This is a genomic window from Rathayibacter sp. VKM Ac-2857, from assembly GCF_013205025.1.
In the GTDB taxonomy this organism is placed as follows: Bacteria; Actinomycetota; Actinomycetes; order Actinomycetales; family Microbacteriaceae; genus Rathayibacter.
Genome location: NZ_JABMLE010000002.1, coordinates 1,352,931 through 1,374,111, shown reverse-complemented (window position 1 = coordinate 1,374,111; position 21,181 = coordinate 1,352,931). Strand labels below are relative to the sequence as shown.

Genomic DNA, 21,181 nt, shown 5'->3' with positions numbered 1-21,181 from the left:
GCTCAGGCCTCCGCGATGGCCGACCGCGGGTCGAGCGCGGCGAGCAGCAGGTCGATGACGAGGTTGGCGGCGAGGACCAGGACGGCGTACATCAGCACGATGCCCTGGATCAGCGGGTAGTCCTTGGTGGTGATCGACGAGACGATCGTGGATCCGATGCCCGGGATGACGAAGACCGTCTCGATCAGGACCGTGCCGGCGACGAGGCCGGTGAGCACGACTCCCCCCGCGGTCAGCGTCGCCGTGACGATGTTGGGCAGCGCGTGGCGGAGGTAGAGCAGGTGCCCCGGCAGCCGCTTGCTGCGCGCGGTGGTGAGGTAGGGCGCCTCCAGCACCCGCACCATCTCGACGTGCACGATGCGCGCGAGGTAGGCGAGCGGGCCGATCGCGAGGGCGAGCACCGGCAGCACCGCGTACTCCGGGCCGCCCCAGCCCGCGGACGGCGCGAGCGGCACGACGATGCTGAACAGCCAGATCAGCACGACCGCGAGCAGGAAGTTCGGGATCGCGATCACGACGCCGAGCAGTCCCGAGACGCCGAGGTCGAGCGTGCGGTGCCGGCCGGCGCGGGCCGAGACGGCCGTGGCGACGCCGATCGGGAACGCGCCGAGCGCGGCGACCGCGAAGGAGACGACCGAGAGCATCAGCGTCGCGGGCAGCCGCTCGGCGAGCGTCGTGCCGACCGGGCGCTGCGTGCTGATCGAGGTGCCGAGATCGCCGCGGAGCAGCCCGCCGAGGTAGTTCGCGAACTGCTGGCCGATCGGCAGGTCGAGGCCGAGGGTGCTCCGCAGCACCGCCACGGTCTCGGCCGGCGCCGTCGGGCCCAGCGCCGCGCGCACCGGGTCGCCCGGCACGAAGTGGACCATGAAGAAGGAGGCGATCAGCACGATCACCAGCGAGACCGCCGCGCGGGCGAACCGCTTGAGCAGGAAGGCGAGGCGCGGGGATCCGACCACGCCGAGCAGACGATCCCCCCGGCGCGGACCGGCCGCGGGCGCGGTCGGCGGGGCGGCCGGGGACGCCGGGGCCGTGGGTCGCACCGAGGGGATCGTCATGGTCAGCCCTGCATCCGGATCGTGGTGGGAGCGACGGTGCCGGGACGCTCGAGGGTCGCGCCCTTGACGTACATCGGCGACTCCGTCTCGGCGAGCGGGAAGACGTCGACCCGCTCGATCAGCTCGGCCTCGGCCTGCTTCCAGATGCCGCAGGCCTCGTCGGCGGTGCCGGCGCTGAGCGCCTGCGTCGCGAGGGCGTTGTACTCCGGGTTCGAGACGCCCATGAAGTTGTAGCCGCCGTTCTCGCTCGTCTCACCGAGGAAGAACAGGCTCAGCACCACGGGGCTCGAGGGGGCGAGCTGGATGAAGCCGGTGTCCCAGTCGTAGCTCTGGTAGAGGTCGGTCGACCAGCCGGCCGAGTCCTCGGAGACCAGGTCGGTCGTGATGCCGAGCTCGTTCCACTCCTGCTGGACCTCCTCGGCGGCGGCGCCGTGCGAGGGCGTTCCGGCGTCGTAGAGGAAGCGGATGGTGAGCGGCTCGCCGTCCTTCGCGCGCAGTCCGTCGGAGCCGAGCGGGTAGCCGGCCTCGTCGAGCAGCTTGCCCGCGGCCTCGATGTCGGTGTCCGGGAGCGTCCACTCCGGGCCGCCGGCGACGCAGGTCAGCGGGATCTGGTTGACCAGCGAGACCGACTCGAGCGCGTTGCCGTCGGTGACCAGCTCGCCCACGGCGTCGCGGTCGAGCGAGAGGGTCAGCGCCTGGCGGACGCGGACGTCGGCGGTGGGGCGGTCGGCGCGCTCGTTGAAGAGCATCTCGCCGATCGGGTTGAGGACGCCCTCGGTGTCGAGGCCGGCGGCGTCGAGGCGCTGCCGGTCGGCGCCGATGACGGAGGCGGCGTTCAGCTCGCCCGAGATCAGCAGGTTCGCGGCGGTCGCCTCGTCGGTGATCACCCGCGCCTCGATCTCGTCGGGCAGGCCCTCGGTGTCGCTGGTGACGTCGTCCGGGCCCCAGGTGTAGCCGTCGCGCTTCGTGTAGGTGTAGTCGGAGCCGGGGTTCGACGCGGTCAGCGCGTAGAGCGCGGTGCCGTTGGTGGTGTCGGTCAGGGTCGACGGGTCGTCGAGGCCGGCCTGGCAGACCATCTCGATGCTGCCGGTGCCCTGGAGCAGGAACGGGTTGTTCGCCGTCGAGGTGACGGTGACGACGTTCCCCTCCGCGGTCGCCGTCATGTCGGCGGTGACGCTGGAGCCGAACCAGAACGTGCCGTTGTCGGCGTTCGCCTGGTAGGCGAAGTTCGCCGCGGCCGTCTCGGCGGTGAAGGGGGTGCCGTCGGCGCAGGTGATGCCGTCCTTCAGCGTGTACGAGATCGAGGTGGGCGTCGACTCCCAGCTCTCGGCGAGGAAGGGCACGACCTCGCCCTCGGGGGTCGTGTAGGCGAGGGAGTCGTAGCCGAACGTCACCATCGCGCGCTGCACGAGCGAGACGCCGGTGAACGGGTTGAGGCTGCCCGGGTCGTCGTTGACGGCGAGGGAGAAGGTGCCGCCCGAGACGGGGTCGGCGCCGGCCGCGGAGCCGCCGGCCGGGGCCGAGCAGGCGCTCAGGGCGAGCAGCGCCACCAGCGAGCCCGCGGCGACGGCCGGGACTCGGAGCGCTGTGGTGCGGGGAGAACGGGTCATGATGCGTCCTTCGGGGAATGCAGGGCGAGTGGTGCAGGACTCCCGATCAGGGCCAGCGGGCCCGCGGCCTTCACGGAGACTTTGAGTGACGCGCTGGCCGAGTAGGACAGCGGCGTCTCGAGCACGTCGACGATCTCGACGAGGCGCGGATCGGCGCCCGCCTGGATCGCGCGCTCGATCGCGATCCGGCCGGCCGCCTCGATCGCGGCGGCGCGGTCGACGTGGTCGCACACCTGGTCGGCGCGGCCGCCGGCCAGGGCGATCGCGGCGCCGACGGCGTTGGCCACGTTGCCGCGGTCGGGGCGGAGCACCTCGCTCGCGCCGTGCACGTGGTCGGGCACCAGGAAGCCGCCGCCGCCGACGACCACGAGCGGCAGGCCGACGCGGCCGAGCGACATCCGCTCGACGGCCGACTCGATCCGGTCCTGCGCGACGGCGAGGGCGTTGCCGAGGCCGGAGCGGGTGGCGCGGTCGAGCGCGGGGAGGGCCCTGCCGGGGATCATCCCGGGCAGCTGCATCGCGGCCGCGTCGGTGAGGGTGGCGGTTGACCCGCCGAAGAGCAGGCCCTCCTGGGCGATGCGGTAGCCGACCGAGTCGGTGGTCGGCACGCCGGTGGCCGTGTCGACGATCGTGCCGCCGCCGATCCCGACGCTGAGGATGTCGGGCATCCGGAAGTTGGTGCGGACGCCGCCGATCTCGCGCGGCAGGGTCGACTCGCGGGGGAAGCGGTCGACGAGCACGCCGAGGTCGCTGGTGGTGCCGCCGATGTCGATGATGATCGCGTCGTCGGCGCCGGAGAGGAACGCGGCGCCGCGGATCGAGTTGGCCGGCCCGGAGCCGATCGTGAGCACGGGGTAGCGGGCCGCGTACTCGACGGCCATCAGCGTGCCGTCGTTCTGGGCGAAGAAGGTGGCCGCGTCGAGGCGCTCCTCGTCCACCACGGTGAGCAGGCCCTGCGTGACGTCGCGGGCGATGCCGTGCAGCGCGGCGTTGAGCACGGTCGCGTTCTCGCGCTCGAGCAGGCCGAGCGCGCCGATCTCGTGGCTGAGCGAGACGGGCAGGTCGACGCCGACGTGGTCGGCGACGAGCGCGGCGACCTCGAGCTCCTGCTCCGGGAAGGAGGGGCTGAAGATCCCGCAGACGGCGACCGCGTCGAAGCGGCCGTCGAGCGAGTCGAGGAAGCGGCGGATGCCGTCGACGTCGAGCGGCGAGATCGGGTAGCCGTCGATCAGGTGGCCGCCGCCGGCGAGCAGGCTGCCGGCGAGCACGGTGTCGCGGAGGTCGGCGGGCCAGCCGGAGAGCGAAGGGAACTCGGTCGAGGCGGGGGCGCCGAGGCGGATCACGGCGACGCGGCCGAGGTCGCGGCGGCGGACGATCGCGTTGGTGGCGTGGGTGGTGCCGAGCATGACGCGCGAGACGCGGTCGCGGTCGGCGCCCAGCTCGCCGAGCACCGCGGAGAGCGCGGCGCGGATGCCGCCGGTGACGTCCTCGGTGGTGGCCTGCTTGGTCCAGGCGGTCACGGCGCCGTCGGCGTCGAGCACGACGGCGTCGGTGTTGGTGCCGCCGACGTCGATGCCGACGGAGAGGTCTCGGAGTGCGGCGCTCATCGGGCCACCTCCGCGACGGCGCCGTCGAACGGCACGTAGTCGAAGTCGAAGTCGAAGGCGGCGGGGCCCGCCAGCTCGATCCCGCGCGGGGTCCGCCAGAGCGGATCGCAGGCCCAGGCGAGCACGCTGACGCGCTGGCCGAAGCGGAGCATCTCGGTCGAGATCGCCTCGCCGGTCTCGGAGTCGAGGATCGAGACGAGGTCGGGGACGCTGACGACCACGCCGCCGTCCTCGATCACCACGAGGTTCTCGTTCTGGATCTCGACCCGCACCATCCGGCTGCGGTCGGCGCCGACGCCGTCGATCGTGACGGAGCCGCGGGTGAAGCCGCCCTCTGTGCTGCGGTCGATGTCGATCACCTTGCCGCCGATCAGCACGGCCGCGCCGAGCTCCTCGGCGATGTCGGTGACCGGGTCGGCGGAGGCGAGGAGGCGGCGGCCGACCTGGATCGCACGGCTCACCGTGCCCTCGATCACGGCGCCCGGAGCGGTCTCGTGGGTGAGCAGGTAGTGCGCGCCGAGGGCGATGCCGCCGGCCGCGACGGTGAAGGCGCGGGCGTGGCGCTCGAGCCAGGCGATGTCGACGGTGCGGAGGACGGTGACGTTGCCGACCACGTCGCTCATCACCGCGAACTCGCTCGGCAGCCCGGCGACGTTCATCGAGATCATCGTGGCCTTGGGGAACGCGCGGCCCATGCCGTCCGCGTCGAGCACCGCGAGGCCGAGCTCCGCGGCCCAGCCGACCGGCGCGACGCCGTTGCTGCCGCCGATCTCGGCCGCCATCACGGTGGTGACCGGGCGGCCGATCAGGCGCTCGACCTCGCGCAGCAGCGTGTGCGCCTGGCTGCTCGAGCCGAGCATCTCGATGCCGACCGAGGGGGCGCCCATCCCGGACATGATGATGACCGCGTCGTCCGGGCCGAGGTCGTCGACGCCGACGACGCGCACCGGGCCGTTGGCCCCGATCGCGTTCTCGACCGAGAGCTGGGCGCCGTGCACCGAGCCGCCTCCGCCGGTGCCGAAGACCGCGCAGCCGGCGGCCAGGGGAGCGACGTCGTCGCGGGTGATCAGGCGGACGGGGCTCGGTCCGGCCGGGGGCGTGAAGCTCATGCTCCGAGGCTAGCCACGGCCGCAACCGGGCGGAATGTGCCGTCACCATGAGGAAACGGCCATGATTGTGCTCATGGCACAGACCTCGCTCGCCCACGTCCTCGAGCACGGCGAGCAGTTCGGGATGGTCTGCCGCGCGGGCGACCCGGCGGGCGTCGCGCTCAGCGGAGTGGAGATGCTGGCGCTCGAGGACGTGGGGCAGGCGCTGCCCGGCCACCTGGTGATCGTGCTGCACGGCGCGGAGCAGCCGCGGGCGTACCAGATCGACATCGTCATCCGGCGGGCGATCGCGGCCGAGGTCGCCGCGCTGCTCTTCGTGGGCGAGCTGGCGCTGGCCGAGACCTCGCGCTCGCTGGCCGACCGCGGGGCGCTGCCGGTGCTGACCGCGAGCGCGCCGCCCTCCGAGCTGGCCGTCTCGATCGACCGGCTGCTGCGCGGCGGGGCGGCCGAGGCGCTCGGCCGGGCGGAGCTGGCGATCGCCGCCGCCCGGGCGGCCTGCGACGGCGACCCGCTCGATGCGCGCTCGGCCGTGCTCGACGCGGCGACGGCCGCCCTCGGGGTCGAGCTGCGGATGGTCGAGGACCCGGCCGTCACCTGGAGCGACCCCGACGCGGTCTGCATCGGCGAGGTCGCGGTCGGGCGGTTGGTCGCGGAGCAGCCGGAGACCGCGGCGGTGATCGCGCTGCCGGTGATCGCCGCGCTGCTGTCGCGGGCGCTGCAGCGCGAGTCGCAGGTGCGCTTCGGCCCGGCGCGCTCCCGGGCCGACCTCGTGGTCGAGCTGCTGCTGGCGGAGTCCTCGCGCATCGACGCGCTCGCGGTGGACGCCGCGCGGGCCGGGCTGCCGGTCGCCTCCGCGCACGCCGCCGCCTGGATCACGCCGCGCCACCGCGACGACGCCGAGCGCCGCCTCCCCGCCGCGCTGGTCGCGGCGATCGAGCTGAACGCCTTCCAGCTGACCGACGGCCGCGACGAGGTCTGGCACCTGGCGGTCTTCCACGACGACCTGGTGGTGGTGGCCTCGGAGGAGTCGGGGGCGCCGGACCACCAGCGGCGGGTGCGCGACGTGGCGGAGCGGCTGATCGCCTACGGCTCGGCTCTTGCGGGGGAGGGCTGGACGTTCACGGTGGGGCTCGGCACGCCGCAGTCCGGCGCCTCGGGGCTGCGGCAGTCGGCGACGGAGGCGCGGATCACGGCCGGCTCGGCCGTCGCGGCGGGGCGCCTCGGGGCTGTCGAGCTCACCGATGTGACCGGCCTGCGCCGGGTGCTGCTCGACTTCTACGCGTCGCCGCTCAGCCGCGCGCTGCTCGACGACGTGCTCGCGCCGCTGGACGCCCTCGGCGCCGAGCGCTCGGCCATCTCCGTGCGGACGCTGCTGGCGTACCTCAGCAACCGCAACTCCCTCGCCCGGGCCGGCGAGGTGCTGCTGCTGCACCCGAACGCCGTGAACTACCGCGTGCGCCGCATCGAGCAGGCCCTGGCCCTGGACCTCGAGGACCCGGACACCCGCTTCGCCCTGGAGCTGGCCTGCCGCCTGCGCGTGATGGCGACGACGCGCTGACGCGCCGGCCGGCGACCGGACGCGGCGGCACTCGATCAAACCGGCGGCGGCACTCGATCATGCTGGTCGAGTAGCCCCGCAGGGGCGTATCGAGATCCACCGTCCTCAGCACGTTGGGTCTGCAGACTCGCGTTCTGACGCTGGTGGATCTCGATACGCCCGCTCCGCGGGCTACTCGATCAGCATGGGCTTCGCCCACTGACGAGGTGATCCTTCCGGGGGGCGGCGGCGTCCCGTTCATGCTGGTCGAGTAGCCCCGCAGGGGCGTATCGAGACCCGCCGTCGCCGGCAGGGCAGTCTGCAGACTCGACTTCCGACGGTGGTGGATCTCGATACGCCCGCTCCGCGGGCTACTCGATCAGCAGGGGCTTCGCCCACTGACGAGGTGATCCTTCCGGGGAGCGGCGGCGTCCCGTTCATGCTGGTCGAGTAGCCCCGCAGGGGCGTATCGAGACCCGCCGTCGTCGGCACGGCGGTCTGCAGACTCGACTTCTGACGGTGGTGGATCTCGATACGCCCGCTCCGCGGGCTACTCGATCAGCAAAGAGATCCCTCGCGAACGCTGGGTTCGGCGGAGATCGCCTCAGCGAGTGTGCTGCTGCCCCGGAGCCACGGCGCGAGGTGCTGCGCCGCGTCGACTGGACGCGGAGCGGGGGCTGCGTGGGCGCCGGAGCCCGGTACGGGTCCACTCGCGCGGGAGGCGCACCGCGACTGGACGCGGAACGGGGTGTGACCGAGCATCGGAGCCCGCCACCGGTCCACCCGCGCGGATCCGGCGCCCTGTCAACACCTCGATGTCTGAAGGGATGTTCAGATAGCGTCGTCGACGAGCGGATCCGGAGTCGGCCGTCGTCGCATCCCCCCGCGGCCCCACGAGAAGGCGCCCGCCCGCGGACGCCGACCCCCGGGCCGTGGCGACGACGGCACCGTTCGCCCGCCGCAGGAGAGCCCCCACTCCCTCGCGGCCGGCCGGACGCGCGTCACCGGGCCCCGCCGCTCCCCGCCCCCGACTGCGCGCCGAAGGATCTCGATGACGACTCTGCTGGACCCCCGACCCCCCGAAGGCCGACGCGTCACCGGCGAGCGGTCGTGACCGTGACCGGCCTCGACGACACCCGCACCCCGCCACTCGAGAACGCGCGCGAGCTGGTCCTCCAGGCCTGCCGCGTCGGGGACGCCGAACTGCAGTCCCACATCGACGACCTCTGGGCGGCCAAGGCCGACCCCGAGAGGACGCGCGGACTGCTCACCCGGTACCGGCGCGAGGTCGAGGACGCCCGTACCCTCCTCGCCGCAGCCGCCGACCCGCAGTGGTGGCGGTCCGCGACCGCCGAGCGGATCGAGGAGAGCTGCCGGGCCGCGCGCATCTGGGCGGAGGGCGACCCGGTCTGCGCCGACCTCGAGCGGGCGTTCGCCGCGCAGCTCCGGAGCGTCCTCGGCATCGACCTGACGCAGATCCCGCGTCACGAGCGGAGCCGCTGACCGGCGGAGGATCAGCGGGCACGTGCGTTTCGCCGCGGAGTTCCTGATGCCGGCGCACGTCATCGGGCCGGAGCTGTCGTCGCTCACCCTCGGCAAGCTGTCCGACCTCAAGGCGGAGTGGGGCGTCTCGATGCAGTCGGTCCTCGAGCGCGCCCACCGGATGGGGAAGGTGACGTCCGAGGAGCGCCGGCGCTTGCACCGGCAGCTCGGCGCGCGCGACTGGCGGATCCGCGAGCCCGGCAGTGATCTGCTCGCCCCGGAGTCACCGGCGCTCGCCGCGTCCGTCGGCCGGCGCCTCGAGGACTCCGGGCTGGCACGCGACGAAGTGCACCGCCTGATCGGCTCCCGCGTGGGCGCGCCGACCGCGTTCGACGCGCCGCGCCGGGTGCTGCGCGCGCTCTGACGACATCGGTCGCATCAGCGGGCCTCGTCCGTGTCGACCACGACGCGTTCGCGCTCGCGGTCGGATCATCGGCCTCGGTTCGGCCGACCGGGACGTCGCGAGGGTCGCGCCGGTCAGCTCGGCGTCAGGGTGGCGGCCGCGACGCGGAGCGCTCGGAGGAACTCCTCGCGGCGGCCGCGGACGTCCGCCGCCAGACCGCCGAGGGACACGCAGGCGATCGTCGCGCCGGCCGGGGAGCGGATCGGCAGGCCGAGCGCGCCGATGCCGACCGTCGCGTCCTCGTCGGAGACGGTGAAGCCCTGCTCCCGGGTGAGGGCGATGTCCTCGAGCAGCTGGGCCCGCGTCGTCCGGGTCGACGGCGTCAGCTGCTCGAACGGCGCCCGCGCGAGATACGCCTCGGCGTCGGCGGCGCAGGCGAGCAGCAGCCGTCCCGCGGCTCCGGCGTGGAGGGGGAGCGCTCGACCCGGCTTCAGGATGAGCACGCCGATGCCCCGGCCCTGCACCCAGTCGACGCAGACCGCGCTGTCGTCCCGGAGGACGCTGAGGAAGGCGGTCTGCCCGGTCGCGTCGACCAGAGCGGTCAGCGCGTCCTGGGCGCCGGCCCACTCGGTCATCGACGCTCGGGCCGCGTCCGCGATGTGCAGCCAGCGCAGACTCAGGGCGACCCTCCCGTCGGGGAGGGTCTCCGTCAGCTCGACCGCGTTCAGCCCGTCGACCAGCCGGTACACGCTCGGACGCGGCACGCCGATCCGCTCGGCGATCTCGGCCGGTGTGAGCGGACCCTCGTGGGAGAGCGCCTCGACGAGGTCCCGCGTGTTGGCGAGGACCCGGATCGGCTTGGCGGGGCTCATGCTGCGGTCCCCCGGTAGCCCAGTGCGCGGCTGGAGGTCGCGGCCGCCTCGAGGACGAGGTCGACGGTCGGGACCGAGGTCGAGAGGACGGTGCTGCGCAGGCCGCTGATCGAGAGGGCGCCCTCGAGCTCGCCGCGATGGTTGAAGACGGGCGCGCCCAGCGAGGCGATGCCGGGAGTGACGTCGCCGTCCGAGATCGAGTAGCCGCGATCCCGCGTGAGCGCCACCGTCCGCCGCAACTCGTCGGCTGTGGGGGTGACGGCGGTGGAGCCACCGGCGTCCTGCGTCCGCTCCGCGGCCAGCTGCTCGATGACGGCCTCCCGCTCGCTCTCCGGCAGGAAGGAGAGGAGCGCCACCGGGGCGGCGCCGAGGTGCAGGGGGAGGGAGTCGCCGAGACGGAGCGCGAGCGAGCGGACGTCGCGGCCCTCGAACCGCTCGACGCACACCGCGCGAGTGCCGCGCCGCAGGCAGAGGAAGCTGGTCGCTCCCGTCGCGGCCAGCAGGGACCGGAGCGACGGCACGGTCGCGTCCCGGACGCTGATCCTGTCCTCCAGCCGGCCGCCGACCCGCATGAAGTGGACGCCGAGCCGGAAGACGCCTCGTCGCGAGCCCGCGTCGATCCAGCCGATCGCGGCGAGGTTCGTCAGCAGGCGGTAGGTCGAGCTGACCGGCTCGCCGACCTCCTCCGCGATCTCCGCGGCCGTCGACTCGCCCCGCTGCTCGAGGAGGCGGACGATCGCATCCGCCTTCGACAGGATCTCGAGGCCTGCCGGTGCAGGAGCGTCTGGGCTCATGCCCCCATCTTCTCATCGGACGGACAGCGGCGGCGCAAGCGGATCCGAGCACCCTAATATTCCCACTGAATAGACAGAGCGTTCGTTTCGCGGTAGTTTCATTGCACGGCACCGTTGCCCGACCAGACGAGGAAGCAGCATGAGCGCAGACATCGACACCGCACCCACCACGGTGGAGCTGGCCGGAATCGCCCAGGAAGCGCGTTGGCGCGTGGTCGAGACCGTCACCTCCAGCAAGGCCGGCCACATCGGCGGCCCCCTCTCGGCGATCGACATGCTCGTCGCCCTCTACTTCCGGCAGATGAGGATCGATCCCGCGACTCCGCACGACCCGGACCGCGACCGCTTCATCCTCTCCAAGGGGCACTGCGCGATCGGCCTGTACTCGGTGCTCGCCCTGCGCGGATACTTCCCGGTCGAGGAGCTGCTGACCTTCGATCACGGCGACTCCCGGCTGCAGGGCCACCCCGACATGCTGATCACGCCGGGCGTCGACTCGTCGTCGGGCTCTCTCGGCCAGGGCCTCTCCGCCGGCGCGGGCATGGCCCTCGCGGCCAAGCGCCTCGGCAAGGACTTCCACACCTGGGTCATGGTCGGCGACGGCGAGATCGAGGAGGGGATGGTCTGGGAGACGATCATCGCCGCCCCGCGGTACCACCTCGACAATCTGACGCTGATCATCGACCTCAACGGGCTGCAGCAGTACGGCTGGCCCGCCGCCGAGGGCGACCGCTTCGACCGCAGCGAGCCGATGGGCCACGTCGACCTCCCCGCCGTGCTCGCCGGCTTCGGCTGGAACGTGATCTCGATCGACGGCCACGACTTCGGGGACATCCTCTCCGGCTACGCGACGGCCGAGGCCTACCGCGGCGTCTCCGGCAAGCCGACGGTCGTCATCGGCAACACCACCAAGGGGAACGGCCTCTCGTTCACCGCCGGCACCTACAAGTGGCACAACGGTGTCGCGACCCCCGAACAGCTCGAGACCGCCCGCGCAGAGCTGCGCGCCGCCAGCGGCTCCGACACCGAACAGGCAGGAATGTACGCATGAAGGCTCAGCGCCAGGTCTGGGGCGAGACGCTCGCCGAACTCGCCCTCACCGACTCCCGCGTCGTCGTCCTCGACGGCGACCTCGCCACCTCGACACGCGCCGACATCGTCGCCGAGAAGGCACCCGACGCGTTCATCCAGATCGGCATCGCCGAGCAGAACATGGTCGGCATGGCGTTCGGGATGTCGACGCTCGGCTACCGGCCGTGGCTGTCGACCTTCGGGGTGTTCCTCACCCACCGGGCGCTCGATCAGATCCGGATGCTGGTCTCGCAGACCAAGGCGCCGGTCCGCATCGCCGCGGCCTACAGCGGACTCCTCAACGGCTCGAGCGGCAAGACCCACCAGGACATCGAGGACCTCGCGATCATGCGGGCGATGCCGAACATGACCGTCATCGCGCCGGCCGACGAGTACGAGGCCGAGGCCGTCGTCCGCTGGGCCGCCGAGTACGACGGACCCGTCTACATCCGCTTCGCGCGCGACGCCGTCGAGCCCGTCTTCGAGGCCGGCCACATCTTCGTCCCCGGACTGCCCGTCGAGCTGCAGAAGGGCGAGGACGTCACCCTGATCTCCACCGGCGTCCAGAGCTCGCGCACGCTGGAGGCGGCCCGCCTCCTCGCGGCGGACGGCGTCCGCGCGCAGGTCATCCACGTCCCGTCGATCAAGCCGCTCGACGAGATCGAGCTGCTCGGGATGATCGGCGCCGCGACGCACGTGATCACCGTCGAGGACCACAGCCGGATCGGCGGCCTCGGCGGCCTGATCTCGGAGATCGCCGCCGAGAGCGCGAGCTTCCGGGTCACCCGGATCGGCCTCGAGGACCGCTGGTCGGAGTCGGCGCCGAACGACTTCCTGCTCGAGAAGTACGGACTCTCGGCCCGCCGGGTGGCCGACAGCGTCCGCTCCGCCGTCGCGCTGGCCACGGTGTAGCGCCGTGACCCTCATGGACGTCGACCCGATCTCCCGGACGCCCGTCGTCGCCGGACGCTCCCGCGTCGTGACGCTGACGCCCGCGCCCGCGATCGACCGGGTGTACCGGGTCGGCTCCATGACTCCGGGCACGGTCCACCGGGCCCTCTCCGTCGAGACCCATCTCGCGGGCAAGGGGATCAACGTCGCGAGGACGCTGCGCCTGGCCGGCAACGAGACCGTCGCGATCGCGCCGATGAACCTCGAGGACGCGGTGAGCGTGCTCGAGGATCAGGAGCTCTACCGCACCGTGAGCGTGACGGCGCCGACGCGGGTGAACACGATCGTCGTCGCCGCGGACGGGTCCACGACGAACATCAATCAGAGGGCGTCGGCACTGGATCCCGGGGTCTGGACGCGGCTGTGCGCCGTCGCGGGCAGGGAGATCCAGCGGATCGACGCCGACTGGATCGTCATCGCCGGCAGCATGCCCCGCGAGGCCGGGAGCGGCGCCACCCTCGATCCCGCACCGGTGTTCGCCGAGGCCCGCCGGGCCGGAGCCCGCATCTGCCTCGACTCGGGGGACGCGACGCTCGGCCGCTGGATCCGCACCGGCTTCGCGCCGGATCTGATCAAGCCGAACGTGCACGAGCTCGCCGCGACCGCCGGCCGGCCGCTGCGGACGCTGGGCGACGTCGTCGACGCCGCGCGCGAGCTGGTCGACGCGGGAGTGGAGACGGTGCTCGCGAGTCTCGGCGCCGACGGCGCTCTCGCCGTCACGCGGACGAGGGCCCTGTGGGCGCGAGCGCCACGGGCCGACGTCGTCAACACGACGGGAGCCGGCGACGCCGCGCTCGCCGGGTTCCTCAGCGCCTGGCCCGACGGCGACGCCGACCGGCTCGAAACCGCGCTGGCGGCGGCCGTCGGCTGGGGCGCACTGGCCGTCGAGGACGCCGCACCGGTGCTCTCGGCCTTCCGCCCGGTGCCCGGCATCGAGGTCGGAGCACCCGCGCTGCACCGCGCGCTCACGGACGAGGCCTGAGTCCCGGGTGAGCACCGCACGAGCGACCCGCCGAGTCGAGGGCGTCGCGCGTCGGCTCCCTCCGGCCCCCGTCGTCCTGATCGCCCTCTCGCTCATCGCGCTGGTCCTGCGCGGGCCGATCATCGCCGTCGCGCCGATCGCCGCGCTCCTGCAGGCGGACACGCAGCTGAGCTCCGCGGGGATCGGCCTCCTGACCAGCCTCCCCGTCCTGCTCTTCGCCCTGGCCACGCCGCTCGCGTCCGCCCTGATCGGCCGCATCGGGCCGGACGCGGCGACGACGCTGTGCCTGCTCGGCGTCGTGCTCGGGACCGTCGTCCGCTCGGCGGGCGGAGTCCCCGCGCTGATCATCGGCGCCGTCGTGATCGGGATGTTCATCACCATCGGCAACGTCGTGGTGCCCGTGCTGATCCGCCGCGACGTCGCCCCTCGCCGGGTCGCCTTCGCCACCGGCCTCTACTCCTCGGCCATCAACATCGGATCGCTGGCCGCATCGCTCGCCACGGCGCCGCTCGCCGAGACGCTCGGCTGGCGCACGGCACTCGTGCTCTGGGCGGCGCTCGCCGCTGTCGCGGGCGCGGTGTGGTCGGCGACCGTCGGCCCTCGCGCCGCCGTCGTCCCCCTGCCCCGCCCGATCGCCGCCGACCGGGCGCCCCGGGTCCGGGTCACGGGGACGGCGCTGCTGCTGTCCTTCGCGTTCGCCGGTCAGGCCTTCGCCTACTACGGCACCACCGCCTGGCTGCCGCAGCTGCTGCACGACGAGCGCGGCTACTCGCTCACGGTCGCCGGATCGTCCTCGTCGCTGTTCCAGATCGCCGCGCTGATCGGCGCGATGGGCGTGCCCGTCCTGGTCGCTCGCGCCGGCGCCGCCTGGGGGATCGCGGCCGTGTTCGCCGCGTGGACGACGATCCCGCTCGGCCTGCTCCTCGCTCCGGACCTCTACCTGCTCTGGGAGCTCCTCGGCGGCGCCGCGCAGGGCGGCGGCTTCACCGCGGTCTTCGTGATCGTCGTGCGGATGTCCACCAGCGACGACCACGCGCGCCGGCTCTCGGCCCTGGTCCAGGGCGTCGGGTACGCGGTGGCCTGCACCGCGCCCTCCCTCGTCGGCGCCGCTCACGACGCGACCGGCGGCTGGACCGTCCCGGTGCTGATCATCGGACTCGGCGTCCTGGTCTTCGGCGGCTGCGGCCTCACCGCGGCGCGGCTGCAGGCCCGCCGGGCGGCTCCTCCCGCGGTTCCCGCTCCTCCCGCGGCTCCCGCTCGGGGACGCGGACCGGCGTGACGACGAAGGGCGGCAGGGATCCTGAGATCCCTGCCGCCCCTCACCGCGGTCCCCGTCCCCGCCGTCCCCGCGTCAGCGGAGTGCCGCGGCCGGCGTCACCAGGCGACGGCGATGTACTGGCTCTCGAGGTACTCGAGCAGCCCCTCGGCGCCGCCCTCCCGGCCGATGCCGCTCTGCTTCATGCCGCCGAACGGAGCGGCCGGGTCGGAGACCAGTCCGCGGTTCAGGCCGACCATGCCCGACTCCATCCGCTCGCTCACCCGGAGGCCGCGGCCGATGTCGCTCGTGTACACGTAGGACACCAGGCCGAACGGGCTGCCGTTCGCGAGGCGGACGCCGTCCTCCTCGGTCGCGAACGACACGATCGGTGCCACGGGCCCGAAGATCTCCTGATCGAGGATGCCGGCGGTCGCGGGCACGTCGACCAGGACCGTGGCGGGGTAGAAGTACCCCTCGCCCTCGGGCGACTCGCCGCCCGTGAGCAGGGTCGCGCCGTCGGCGACGGCCCCGGTCACCAGCGCGTGGATGTCCTCGCGAGCGGCCGCGTTGATCACGGGACCCAGCTGGGAGGAGCTGTCGGCGCCGGAGCCGACGACGAGGGCGTCCATCCGCTCCGCGAGGCGGCGGCCGAACTCGGCGGCGACGCCCTCCTGCACGTAGAAGCGGTTCGCGGCGGTGCAGGCCTCGCCGCCGTTGCGCATCTTGGCGATCATCGCGCCGTCGATCGCCGCGTCGAGGTCGGCGTCGTCGAAGACGACGAACGGCGCGTTGCCGCCGAGCTCCATGGACGTGTTGACCACGGTCCTCGCGGCCAGCTGCATCAGGGTGACGCCGACCTCGGTGGACCCGGTGAAGGACAGCTTGCGGACGCGGTCGTCGTTCACCATCGCCTCCACGACCGCTCCGCTGCGCTTGCTGGGGAGCACGTTCACGACGCCCGCCGGCACGCCGGCCTGCTCGAAGATCCTCGCGATGGCCAGGGCGGTGAGCGGGGTCTCGCTCGCCGGCTTGAGGACGACCGTGCAGCCGGCCGCGAGGGCGGGACCGATCTTGCGGGTGGCCATCGCGGCGGGGAAGTTCCACGGGGTGACCAGCACGGCGATGCCGACCGGGTGGTGCGTCACCAGGATCTTGTTGGCGCCGGCCGGAGCGGTCCTGATCATGCCGGGGATGCGCACGGCCTCCTCCGCGTACCAGCGCAGGAACTCCGCCGCGTAGGCGACCTCGCCGCGAGCGTCGGCGAAGATCTTGCCGTTCTCGGCGACGATGAGCTCCGCGAGGTCGTCGCCCGCCGCGGTCATCAGCTCGAAGGCCCTGGACAGGATGATCGAGCGCTGCCGGGGCGGCGTCGCGGCCCAGGAGGCGGCGGCCGCAGCGGCGGCGTCGACGGCCGCGCGGGCGTCGTCGACCGTGCCGCTGGCCACGGTGGCGAGGGTCCGTCCCGTCGCGGGGTCGAGGACGTCGAAGGTGGAGCCGTCGGAGGCGTCGCGCACGACTCCTCCGATCATCAGACCGGTCGGCACGGCGGCGATGAGAGCGTCGAGGGAGGACGGCGCGGTGGAGAGCGTGCTGCTCACGGGGTCTCGCTTTCTACGGTGGAGGGTCGATGGCGAGAGGGGCCGTCCGGTCCGCCGAGCGACTCGGAGACGGGACGGCCCCTCTGGCCGGGAGGTGGGGTGCTGGGCGGCGCGCTGCTAGAGGTAGAGGTGCTGCGCGGCGCGCTCGTGCTCGTACTCCTCGCGCGCGGCGGTCGTCGACTCGAGCGTCGAGACCTCGGGGACGGGGACGTCCCACCACGCGCCGGAGCCGCCGAAGCGGGCCTGGGAGTCGACCTGGACGTAGACGATGCCGGTGCCCTCGAACGCGGTGGCCTCGGCCAGCGCGTCGCGGAAGGAGTCGGCGCTGTCGGCCGTCCAGACCGTCGCGCCGTAGCTGGCCGCGTTCGCGGCGAAGTCGACCTCGATGCGGGCGCCGTCGTGGCGACCGCCCTCGCCGCGCTCGTTGAAGCGGCAGGCGAAGCCCTGGGACCCGCGCGACTCCGACAGCGCGGCGATGGAGCCGTAGCCGTAGTTGTCGACGATGACGATCGTCATGCGCAGCTTCTCCTGCACGGCCGTCATGATCTCCTGGGAGAGCATCAGGTAGGTCCCGTCGCCGATCAGCGCGAACACGTGGCGCGAGGGGTCCGCGATCGCGTTGCCGATCGCGCCGGGGATCTCGTAGCCCATGCACGAGTTGCCGTACTCCATGTCGTAGCCCTTGACCGAGCCCGCCCGCCAGAGGCGGTGCAGGTCGCCCGGCATGGAGCCCGCGGCGTTGACGATCACGTCGCGCTCGCCGGCCACGGAGTTCAGGACGCCCATCATCTGCGCCTGCGAGAGGGTGTCGCCGCCGTCGAGCTCGATGATCCGGTCCACCTCGGCGCGCCAGCCGCTCGCGGCCGCGACCGAGGCGGCGCGGGTCGGCGCCTCCCAGCCCTCGAGCAGCTCCCGCAGCTCGGTGAGCGTCTCGCGGGCGTCGCCGACGAGGGGCGTCGCCGACTCCTTCAGCGCGTCGATCTCGGCGACGTTGATGTTGATGAAGCGCACGGTCGGGTTCTTGAAGAGCGTGTTCGAGGCGGTCGTGAAGTCCGTGTAGCGCGTGCCGATGCCGATGACGACGTCCGCATCGCCGGCGATGTCGTTCGCGAACGCGGAGCCGCTGGCGCCGAGGGCGCCGAGGGCGAGGGCGTGGTCGTGCGGCATCGAGGCCTTGCCGGCCTGGGTGACGCCGACGCCGATGCCGGTGGACTCCGCGAACGCGACGAGCTGCTCGCTCGCCTCGGAGTAGACGACACCGCCGCCGGCGATGATCACCGGGTTGGTCGAGGAGCGGATGATCGCGGCGGCGCGGGCGAGGGCGGCCCGGTCCGCGCGGTTGCGGGCGATGTTCCAGACGCGGCGCTCGAACAGCGCGGCCGGGAAGTCGAACGCCTCGGCCTGGACGTCCTGCGGCAGGGCGATGGTGACCGCGCCGGTGTCGGCGGGGCTGGTCAGCACGCGCATCGCCTCGAGCAGGGCGGGCGCGAGCTGCTCGGGGCGCCAGATGCGGTCGAAGTAGCGCGACACCGCGCGGAACGAGTCGTTGGCCGTGATGTCGGCCGCGTAGGGCATCTCCTGCTGCTGCAGGACGGCGCCCGTCGTGCGGGTGGCGAACACGTCGCTCGGGAGCAGCAGGACCGGGATGTGGTTGACGGTCGCGGTCGCGGCGCCGGTGACCATGTTGGTCGCGCCGGGGCCGATGGAGGTGCTCACGGCGAGGGCGCCGAGGCGGTTCCGCATCTTCGCGTAGCCGATCCCGATGTGCACCATCCCCTGCTCGTTGCGGCCCTGGTAGTAGCGGAAATCGTCCTGGTACTGCAGCATCGCCTGCCCGATGCCGGCGACGTTGCCGTGGCCGAAGATCCCGAACGCCCCTCCGAAGAACTGCTCGGTGGTGCCGTCGCGCTCGACGTACTGCGCCTGGAGGAACCGGATCACCGCCTGTCCGACGGTGAGGCGGAGGGTGGGTACGGCGGTCGTGTGCGTCATCGCATTCGTCCTTGTCTGTGGGGGAGGGTCGGCCGCGCGCGCGTCAGGAGCGGGCGAGGGGATGACGGGGGATGAGGGGGATGCGCGGATCGACCGGCATCTCGGGCCAGGCCTCGACGAGGTCCTTGAGGGCCGGGTCCTGCGCGGCCTGGAGGGTGCGCTCCGGCGCGGGGCCGGCCATCACGTTCAGGTAGTAGAGGTCGTGACCGTGCGCGGCGACCGTGGTGTGGTACGCCCACGGCAGGAGGCAGATGTCGCCGTCGCGGACGGTCTCGGCGAGCTCGAAGCCGCGCTCGGGGCTGTAGGCGCGCTGCAGGGCCCAGCCGTTCTCCGGGTCGCGCAGGCGGTAGTAGTAGGTCTCCTCGAGCTGCGCCTCGCCGTCGTGGTCGTGCTCGTGCTTGTGCGGCGGGTAGCTCGACCAGTTCCCGCCCGGGGTCCAGACCTCGATGACGAGCAGGCGGTCGGCGGGGAAGGCCGGCGGGATCAGGGTGGAGACCTGCCGCGACGCGTTCCCGGCGCCGCGGGCCTCCACCGGCAGGTCGTCCGGGGTGACGAGGACGACCTCGTGCTTCGTGGTCGCCGGAGCGGAGGCCACGGCGAGCTCGGCGCCCGCGGTGGCCGTGACGGTGACGGCGGTGTCGCGGGGGATGTAGAGGCAGTGGCCGAGACCCTCGAAGACGCTCGCGCGCCCGCCGAACTCATAGGCGGTGCCGTCGACGGTCGCGGTGGCGACTCCCGAGAGCGGCACCAGGGCTCGCTCGTTCTCATCGGCGTCGAAGGTCACGGTCTGTCCGTCGAAGGTCAGGACCTCGAAGGAGACGTACTCCCATCCGGCGATCTCGGGCGTGATCGTGCTCCACGTGCCCTTCTCGAGGATCTGGGGGTCGGTCATGGTGCAGTCCTTTCTGCGGTCACCGCGTCCGCGGCGACACCAAGAGAATATCGCGATGTGGACGCACTGTCCACTGGGTGATAGCTGGATTCAGGCTGACCGGGCGAAGGCCGCCTCGGCACTGGCCTTCGCGAGCGCGAGGGCCGACGTGAGATCACGACTCCGGTGCTCGTCCGAGATGATCTCGACGCCCCAGGCGCCGTCGTAGCCCATCGTGCGCAGCGTGGTGATGAAGCCGGCCACGTCCTGCGCGCCCTCGCCGAGGAGGGTGCGGTTGTTCCGGGTGTCCTCGAACAGCGTGCCGACGACCTCCTCCGGCGCGTCGCTGAGCTCCACGCCGAAGACCTGCTCGATCGGGACGGCCGCCGCGAACACCTCGAGCGAGGTCCCCGCACGGAACACGTGCCAGTAGTCGACGATGAGCCCGACGGCGGGATGGCCGACCGCGGTGATCAGCTCGGCGCCCCGGGGCAGCGTGTCGATCACCGAGAAGGGGAGCGGCTCGAGCACCACGCGGGTGCCGATCCGGGCGGCCTCCTCGCCGAGCCGCCGCAGCGGCGCGACGTACGGGGTGAGGTCGGGAGCGGGAGGTCCGGCGGGCGGCCCCGCCTTGATGAAGGCGGCACCGAGGATCTCGGCGGCCTCGAGGAGCATCTCCCAGCGGGGTCGCCAGACGCTCTCGTCCTCGAACCAGTCGGTCACCAGCTCGACCTCGACGTGCTCGAAGCCGGCGGCGTCGATCGCCGCGCGGAGGGCGGGGAAGCCGATGGTGTCGCGGACCTCGATCAGGTCCTCGTGGGCGAAGCCGAAGCCGGCCCAGCCGCCGTCGGCGATCGCCCGGAGGCGCTCCAGCGGCGGGAGCGGGCTGCGCTCCGGCACGTCCAGCGGGCCGACGGCGCCGGCACTGGTCCAGCAGGTGGCGACGAGGCGGGGCCCGGTCATGACGCCAGGTCGACGTCGATCGTGCGCCCCGAGCGGGCGGAGCGGTCGGCGGCGTCGGCGAGCAGGAGCGCGGCGCGGCCGTCCTCGAAGCCGGGGCTGCGCGAGGGCTCGCCGCGGATCGTCTCGATGAAGGCCTCGAGCTCGAGACGGTAGGCGTCGCCGTAGCGCTCCAGGAAGAAGGAGTGGTACGGGGCGCGCGACTCGACCAGGGAGTCGGTGTAGCCGGTGATCGCGCTCGGGCCGATGTTGCCGATCTGCAGCATGCCCTTCGATCCGAAGGCCTCGAAGCGCTGGTCGTAGCCGTAGGCGCTGTGCCGGGAGTTGGTGATGGTGATCAGCTCGCCGCCGGCGGCCTCCAGGGTCACGACGACGGCGTCGAAGTCGCCGGCCTCGCGGATGGGACGGCTGAACTGGTTCGCGCCGCGCGCGGTGACCCGCACGATCTCCGGCAGGAAGAAGCGGGCCATGTCGAAGTCGTGGATCGTCATGTCCCGGAAGATCCCGCCGGAGGTCGCGACGTAGGCGGCCGGCGGCTCGGCCGGGTCGCGGCTGATGATCGCGAGCTGCTCGAGGTCGCCGATCTCGCCCTCGGCCACGCGGCGCTGCAGCTCGGCGAAGTGCGGGTCGAAGCGGCGGTTGAAGCCGAGGACCACGGGCACGGCGGAGGCGGCGGCCTTCGCGCGGAGGGCGTCGACGCGCACGATGTCGAGGTCGATCGGCTTCTCGCAGAGCACCGGGATGCCGGCGTCGAGGGCGCTGTCGATGAGGTCGACGTGCGTCGGGGTGGGCGAGGCGATGACGAGGGCGTCGATGTCGCCGGCCGAGAACAGATCGGCCGGCTCCGCCGTGGGCTGTCCGCCGTAGCGGGCGGCCGTGGTGGTCGCGCCGTCGACGAACGGGTCGCAGACCCACTGCAGCGAGGCGTTCGGGGAGGCGGCGATGCTCGCGGCGTGGACCTGGCCGATGCGGCCGGTGCCGAACAGGCCGAAGCGCAGAGGGGTGGTCATGGGGACGTCCTAACGTCGT

General features: G+C 72.9%; 18 protein-coding genes. 7 read left to right on the top strand and 11 right to left on the bottom strand.

From position 1 onward, the window contains the following. Positions 1-2: 2 nt before the first annotated feature. From HQQ86_RS13400 to HQQ86_RS13385, 4 genes are all read right to left on the bottom strand, one after another. The gene (locus HQQ86_RS13400; RefSeq protein WP_216845363.1) at positions 3-956 is read right to left on the bottom strand and encodes an ABC transporter permease; all 954 of its coding nucleotides are present in this window, start codon (positions 954-956) and stop codon (positions 3-5) included. 101 nt (positions 957-1,057) lie between these two features. Further along, a complete protein-coding gene (locus tag HQQ86_RS13395; protein WP_173288683.1) occupies positions 1,058-2,665 on the bottom strand; it encodes an ABC transporter substrate-binding protein in 1,608 nt (535 codons plus the stop codon). Next, positions 2,662-4,272, bottom strand: coding sequence for a hydantoinase/oxoprolinase N-terminal domain-containing protein (locus HQQ86_RS13390; RefSeq protein WP_173288682.1), 1,611 nt, complete (start codon positions 4,270-4,272; stop codon positions 2,662-2,664). The genes HQQ86_RS13395 and HQQ86_RS13390 overlap by 4 nt, the downstream gene beginning before the upstream one ends. After that, on the bottom strand, positions 4,269-5,381 hold the full coding sequence (locus HQQ86_RS13385) for a DUF917 domain-containing protein (protein WP_216845362.1): 1,113 nt from the start codon (positions 5,379-5,381) through the stop codon (positions 4,269-4,271). Before HQQ86_RS13385 ends, HQQ86_RS13390 begins: the two co-directional genes overlap by 4 nt. Positions 5,382-5,454: 73 nt before the next feature. Between HQQ86_RS13385 and HQQ86_RS13380 the strand changes: the two genes are divergently transcribed. The 3 genes from HQQ86_RS13380 to HQQ86_RS13370 all read left to right on the top strand — a co-directional run bounded on the left by HQQ86_RS13380 (position 5,455) and on the right by HQQ86_RS13370 (position 8,824). Beyond that, entirely contained in the window at positions 5,455-6,939 is a 1,485-nt protein-coding gene (locus HQQ86_RS13380) for a CdaR family transcriptional regulator (protein WP_216845361.1), read from the top strand. Between the two features lie 1,089 nt (positions 6,940-8,028). Further along, entirely contained in the window at positions 8,029-8,421 is a 393-nt protein-coding gene (locus tag HQQ86_RS13375) for a hypothetical protein (protein WP_173288681.1), read from the top strand. A gap of 22 nt (positions 8,422-8,443) precedes the next feature. Further along, positions 8,444-8,824: an ImmA/IrrE family metallo-endopeptidase gene (locus tag HQQ86_RS13370; protein ID WP_173288680.1), complete on the top strand. Its 381-nt coding sequence runs from the start codon at positions 8,444-8,446 to the stop codon at positions 8,822-8,824. A gap of 113 nt (positions 8,825-8,937) precedes the next feature. Here HQQ86_RS13370 and HQQ86_RS13365 read toward each other — a convergent pair whose 3' ends face one another. Both HQQ86_RS13365 and HQQ86_RS13360 read right to left on the bottom strand, forming a co-directional pair. Continuing rightward, complete coding sequence (locus HQQ86_RS13365; RefSeq protein ID WP_173288679.1) at positions 8,938-9,675, bottom strand: IclR family transcriptional regulator; 738 nt, start codon at positions 9,673-9,675, stop codon at positions 8,938-8,940. Continuing rightward, a complete protein-coding gene (locus tag HQQ86_RS13360; RefSeq protein WP_173288678.1) occupies positions 9,672-10,469 on the bottom strand; it encodes an IclR family transcriptional regulator in 798 nt (265 codons plus the stop codon). The genes HQQ86_RS13365 and HQQ86_RS13360 overlap by 4 nt, the downstream gene beginning before the upstream one ends. A gap of 139 nt (positions 10,470-10,608) precedes the next feature. Between HQQ86_RS13360 and HQQ86_RS13355 the strand changes: the two genes are divergently transcribed. Genes HQQ86_RS13355 through HQQ86_RS13340 form a run of 4 tightly spaced genes read left to right on the top strand, consistent with a single transcriptional unit; the run spans position 10,609 to position 14,752 of the window. After that, positions 10,609-11,520, top strand: a complete 912-nt coding sequence (locus HQQ86_RS13355; RefSeq protein WP_173288677.1) for a transketolase — start codon at positions 10,609-10,611, stop codon at positions 11,518-11,520. Continuing rightward, entirely contained in the window at positions 11,517-12,452 is a 936-nt protein-coding gene (locus HQQ86_RS13350) for a transketolase family protein (RefSeq protein WP_173288676.1), read from the top strand. Before HQQ86_RS13355 ends, HQQ86_RS13350 begins: the two co-directional genes overlap by 4 nt. Positions 12,453-12,465: 13 nt before the next feature. Further along, positions 12,466-13,473, top strand: a complete 1,008-nt coding sequence (locus HQQ86_RS13345) for a 1-phosphofructokinase family hexose kinase (protein ID WP_254072126.1) — start codon at positions 12,466-12,468, stop codon at positions 13,471-13,473. A gap of 7 nt (positions 13,474-13,480) precedes the next feature. Then, positions 13,481-14,752 carry an MFS transporter gene (locus HQQ86_RS13340; RefSeq protein ID WP_173288674.1) on the top strand — a complete coding sequence of 424 codons (1,272 nt, stop codon included), beginning with the start codon at positions 13,481-13,483 and terminating at the stop codon, positions 14,750-14,752. A 95-nt stretch (positions 14,753-14,847) separates the two neighbouring features. On the opposite strand, the gene HQQ86_RS13335 is transcribed toward HQQ86_RS13340, so the two are convergent. The 5 genes from HQQ86_RS13335 to iolG all read right to left on the bottom strand — a co-directional run bounded on the left by HQQ86_RS13335 (position 14,848) and on the right by iolG (position 21,162). Next, on the bottom strand, positions 14,848-16,260 hold the full coding sequence (locus HQQ86_RS13335; RefSeq protein WP_173288824.1) for an NAD-dependent succinate-semialdehyde dehydrogenase: 1,413 nt from the start codon (positions 16,258-16,260) through the stop codon (positions 14,848-14,850). Between the two features lie 186 nt (positions 16,261-16,446). Further along, on the bottom strand, positions 16,447-18,321 hold the full coding sequence (gene iolD, locus HQQ86_RS13330) for a 3D-(3,5/4)-trihydroxycyclohexane-1,2-dione acylhydrolase (decyclizing) (protein ID WP_173288673.1): 1,875 nt from the start codon (positions 18,319-18,321) through the stop codon (positions 16,447-16,449). 43 nt (positions 18,322-18,364) lie between these two features. Beyond that, entirely contained in the window at positions 18,365-19,213 is an 849-nt protein-coding gene (gene iolB, locus HQQ86_RS13325; protein WP_173288672.1) for a 5-deoxy-glucuronate isomerase, read from the bottom strand. 90 nt (positions 19,214-19,303) lie between these two features. Beyond that, positions 19,304-20,155, bottom strand: coding sequence for a sugar phosphate isomerase/epimerase (locus tag HQQ86_RS13320; RefSeq protein WP_173288671.1), 852 nt, complete (start codon positions 20,153-20,155; stop codon positions 19,304-19,306). After that, positions 20,152-21,162 carry an inositol 2-dehydrogenase gene (gene iolG, locus HQQ86_RS13315; RefSeq protein ID WP_173288670.1) on the bottom strand — a complete coding sequence of 337 codons (1,011 nt, stop codon included), beginning with the start codon at positions 21,160-21,162 and terminating at the stop codon, positions 20,152-20,154. The genes HQQ86_RS13320 and iolG overlap by 4 nt, the downstream gene beginning before the upstream one ends. Between the last annotated feature and the right edge of the window lie 19 nt (positions 21,163-21,181).

What these genes read in the sequence shown, in the direction of transcription:
- HQQ86_RS13395 (WP_173288683.1), bottom strand. Translation starts at nt 2,665, where the DNA reads ATGACCCGTTCTCCCCGCACCACAGCGCTCCGAGTCCCGGCCGTCGCC.
- HQQ86_RS13390 (WP_173288682.1), bottom strand. Translation starts at nt 4,272, where the DNA reads ATGAGCGCCGCACTCCGAGACCTCTCCGTCGGCATCGACGTCGGCGGC.
- HQQ86_RS13385 (WP_216845362.1), bottom strand. Translation starts at nt 5,381, where the DNA reads ATGAGCTTCACGCCCCCGGCCGGACCGAGCCCCGTCCGCCTGATCACC.
- HQQ86_RS13380 (WP_216845361.1), top strand. Translation starts at nt 5,455, where the DNA reads ATGGCACAGACCTCGCTCGCCCACGTCCTCGAGCACGGCGAGCAGTTC.
- HQQ86_RS13365 (WP_173288679.1), bottom strand. Translation starts at nt 9,675, where the DNA reads ATGAGCCCCGCCAAGCCGATCCGGGTCCTCGCCAACACGCGGGACCTC.
- HQQ86_RS13360 (WP_173288678.1), bottom strand. Translation starts at nt 10,469, where the DNA reads ATGAGCCCAGACGCTCCTGCACCGGCAGGCCTCGAGATCCTGTCGAAG.
- HQQ86_RS13355 (WP_173288677.1), top strand. Translation starts at nt 10,609, where the DNA reads ATGAGCGCAGACATCGACACCGCACCCACCACGGTGGAGCTGGCCGGA.
- HQQ86_RS13350 (WP_173288676.1), top strand. Translation starts at nt 11,517, where the DNA reads ATGAAGGCTCAGCGCCAGGTCTGGGGCGAGACGCTCGCCGAACTCGCC.
- HQQ86_RS13345 (WP_254072126.1), top strand. Translation starts at nt 12,466, where the DNA reads ATGGACGTCGACCCGATCTCCCGGACGCCCGTCGTCGCCGGACGCTCC.
- HQQ86_RS13335 (WP_173288824.1), bottom strand. Translation starts at nt 16,260, where the DNA reads ATGATCGGAGGAGTCGTGCGCGACGCCTCCGACGGCTCCACCTTCGAC.
- iolD (WP_173288673.1), bottom strand. Translation starts at nt 18,321, where the DNA reads ATGACGCACACGACCGCCGTACCCACCCTCCGCCTCACCGTCGGACAG.
- iolB (WP_173288672.1), bottom strand. Translation starts at nt 19,213, where the DNA reads ATGACCGACCCCCAGATCCTCGAGAAGGGCACGTGGAGCACGATCACG.
- HQQ86_RS13320 (WP_173288671.1), bottom strand. Translation starts at nt 20,155, where the DNA reads ATGACCGGGCCCCGCCTCGTCGCCACCTGCTGGACCAGTGCCGGCGCC.
- iolG (WP_173288670.1), bottom strand. Translation starts at nt 21,162, where the DNA reads ATGACCACCCCTCTGCGCTTCGGCCTGTTCGGCACCGGCCGCATCGGC.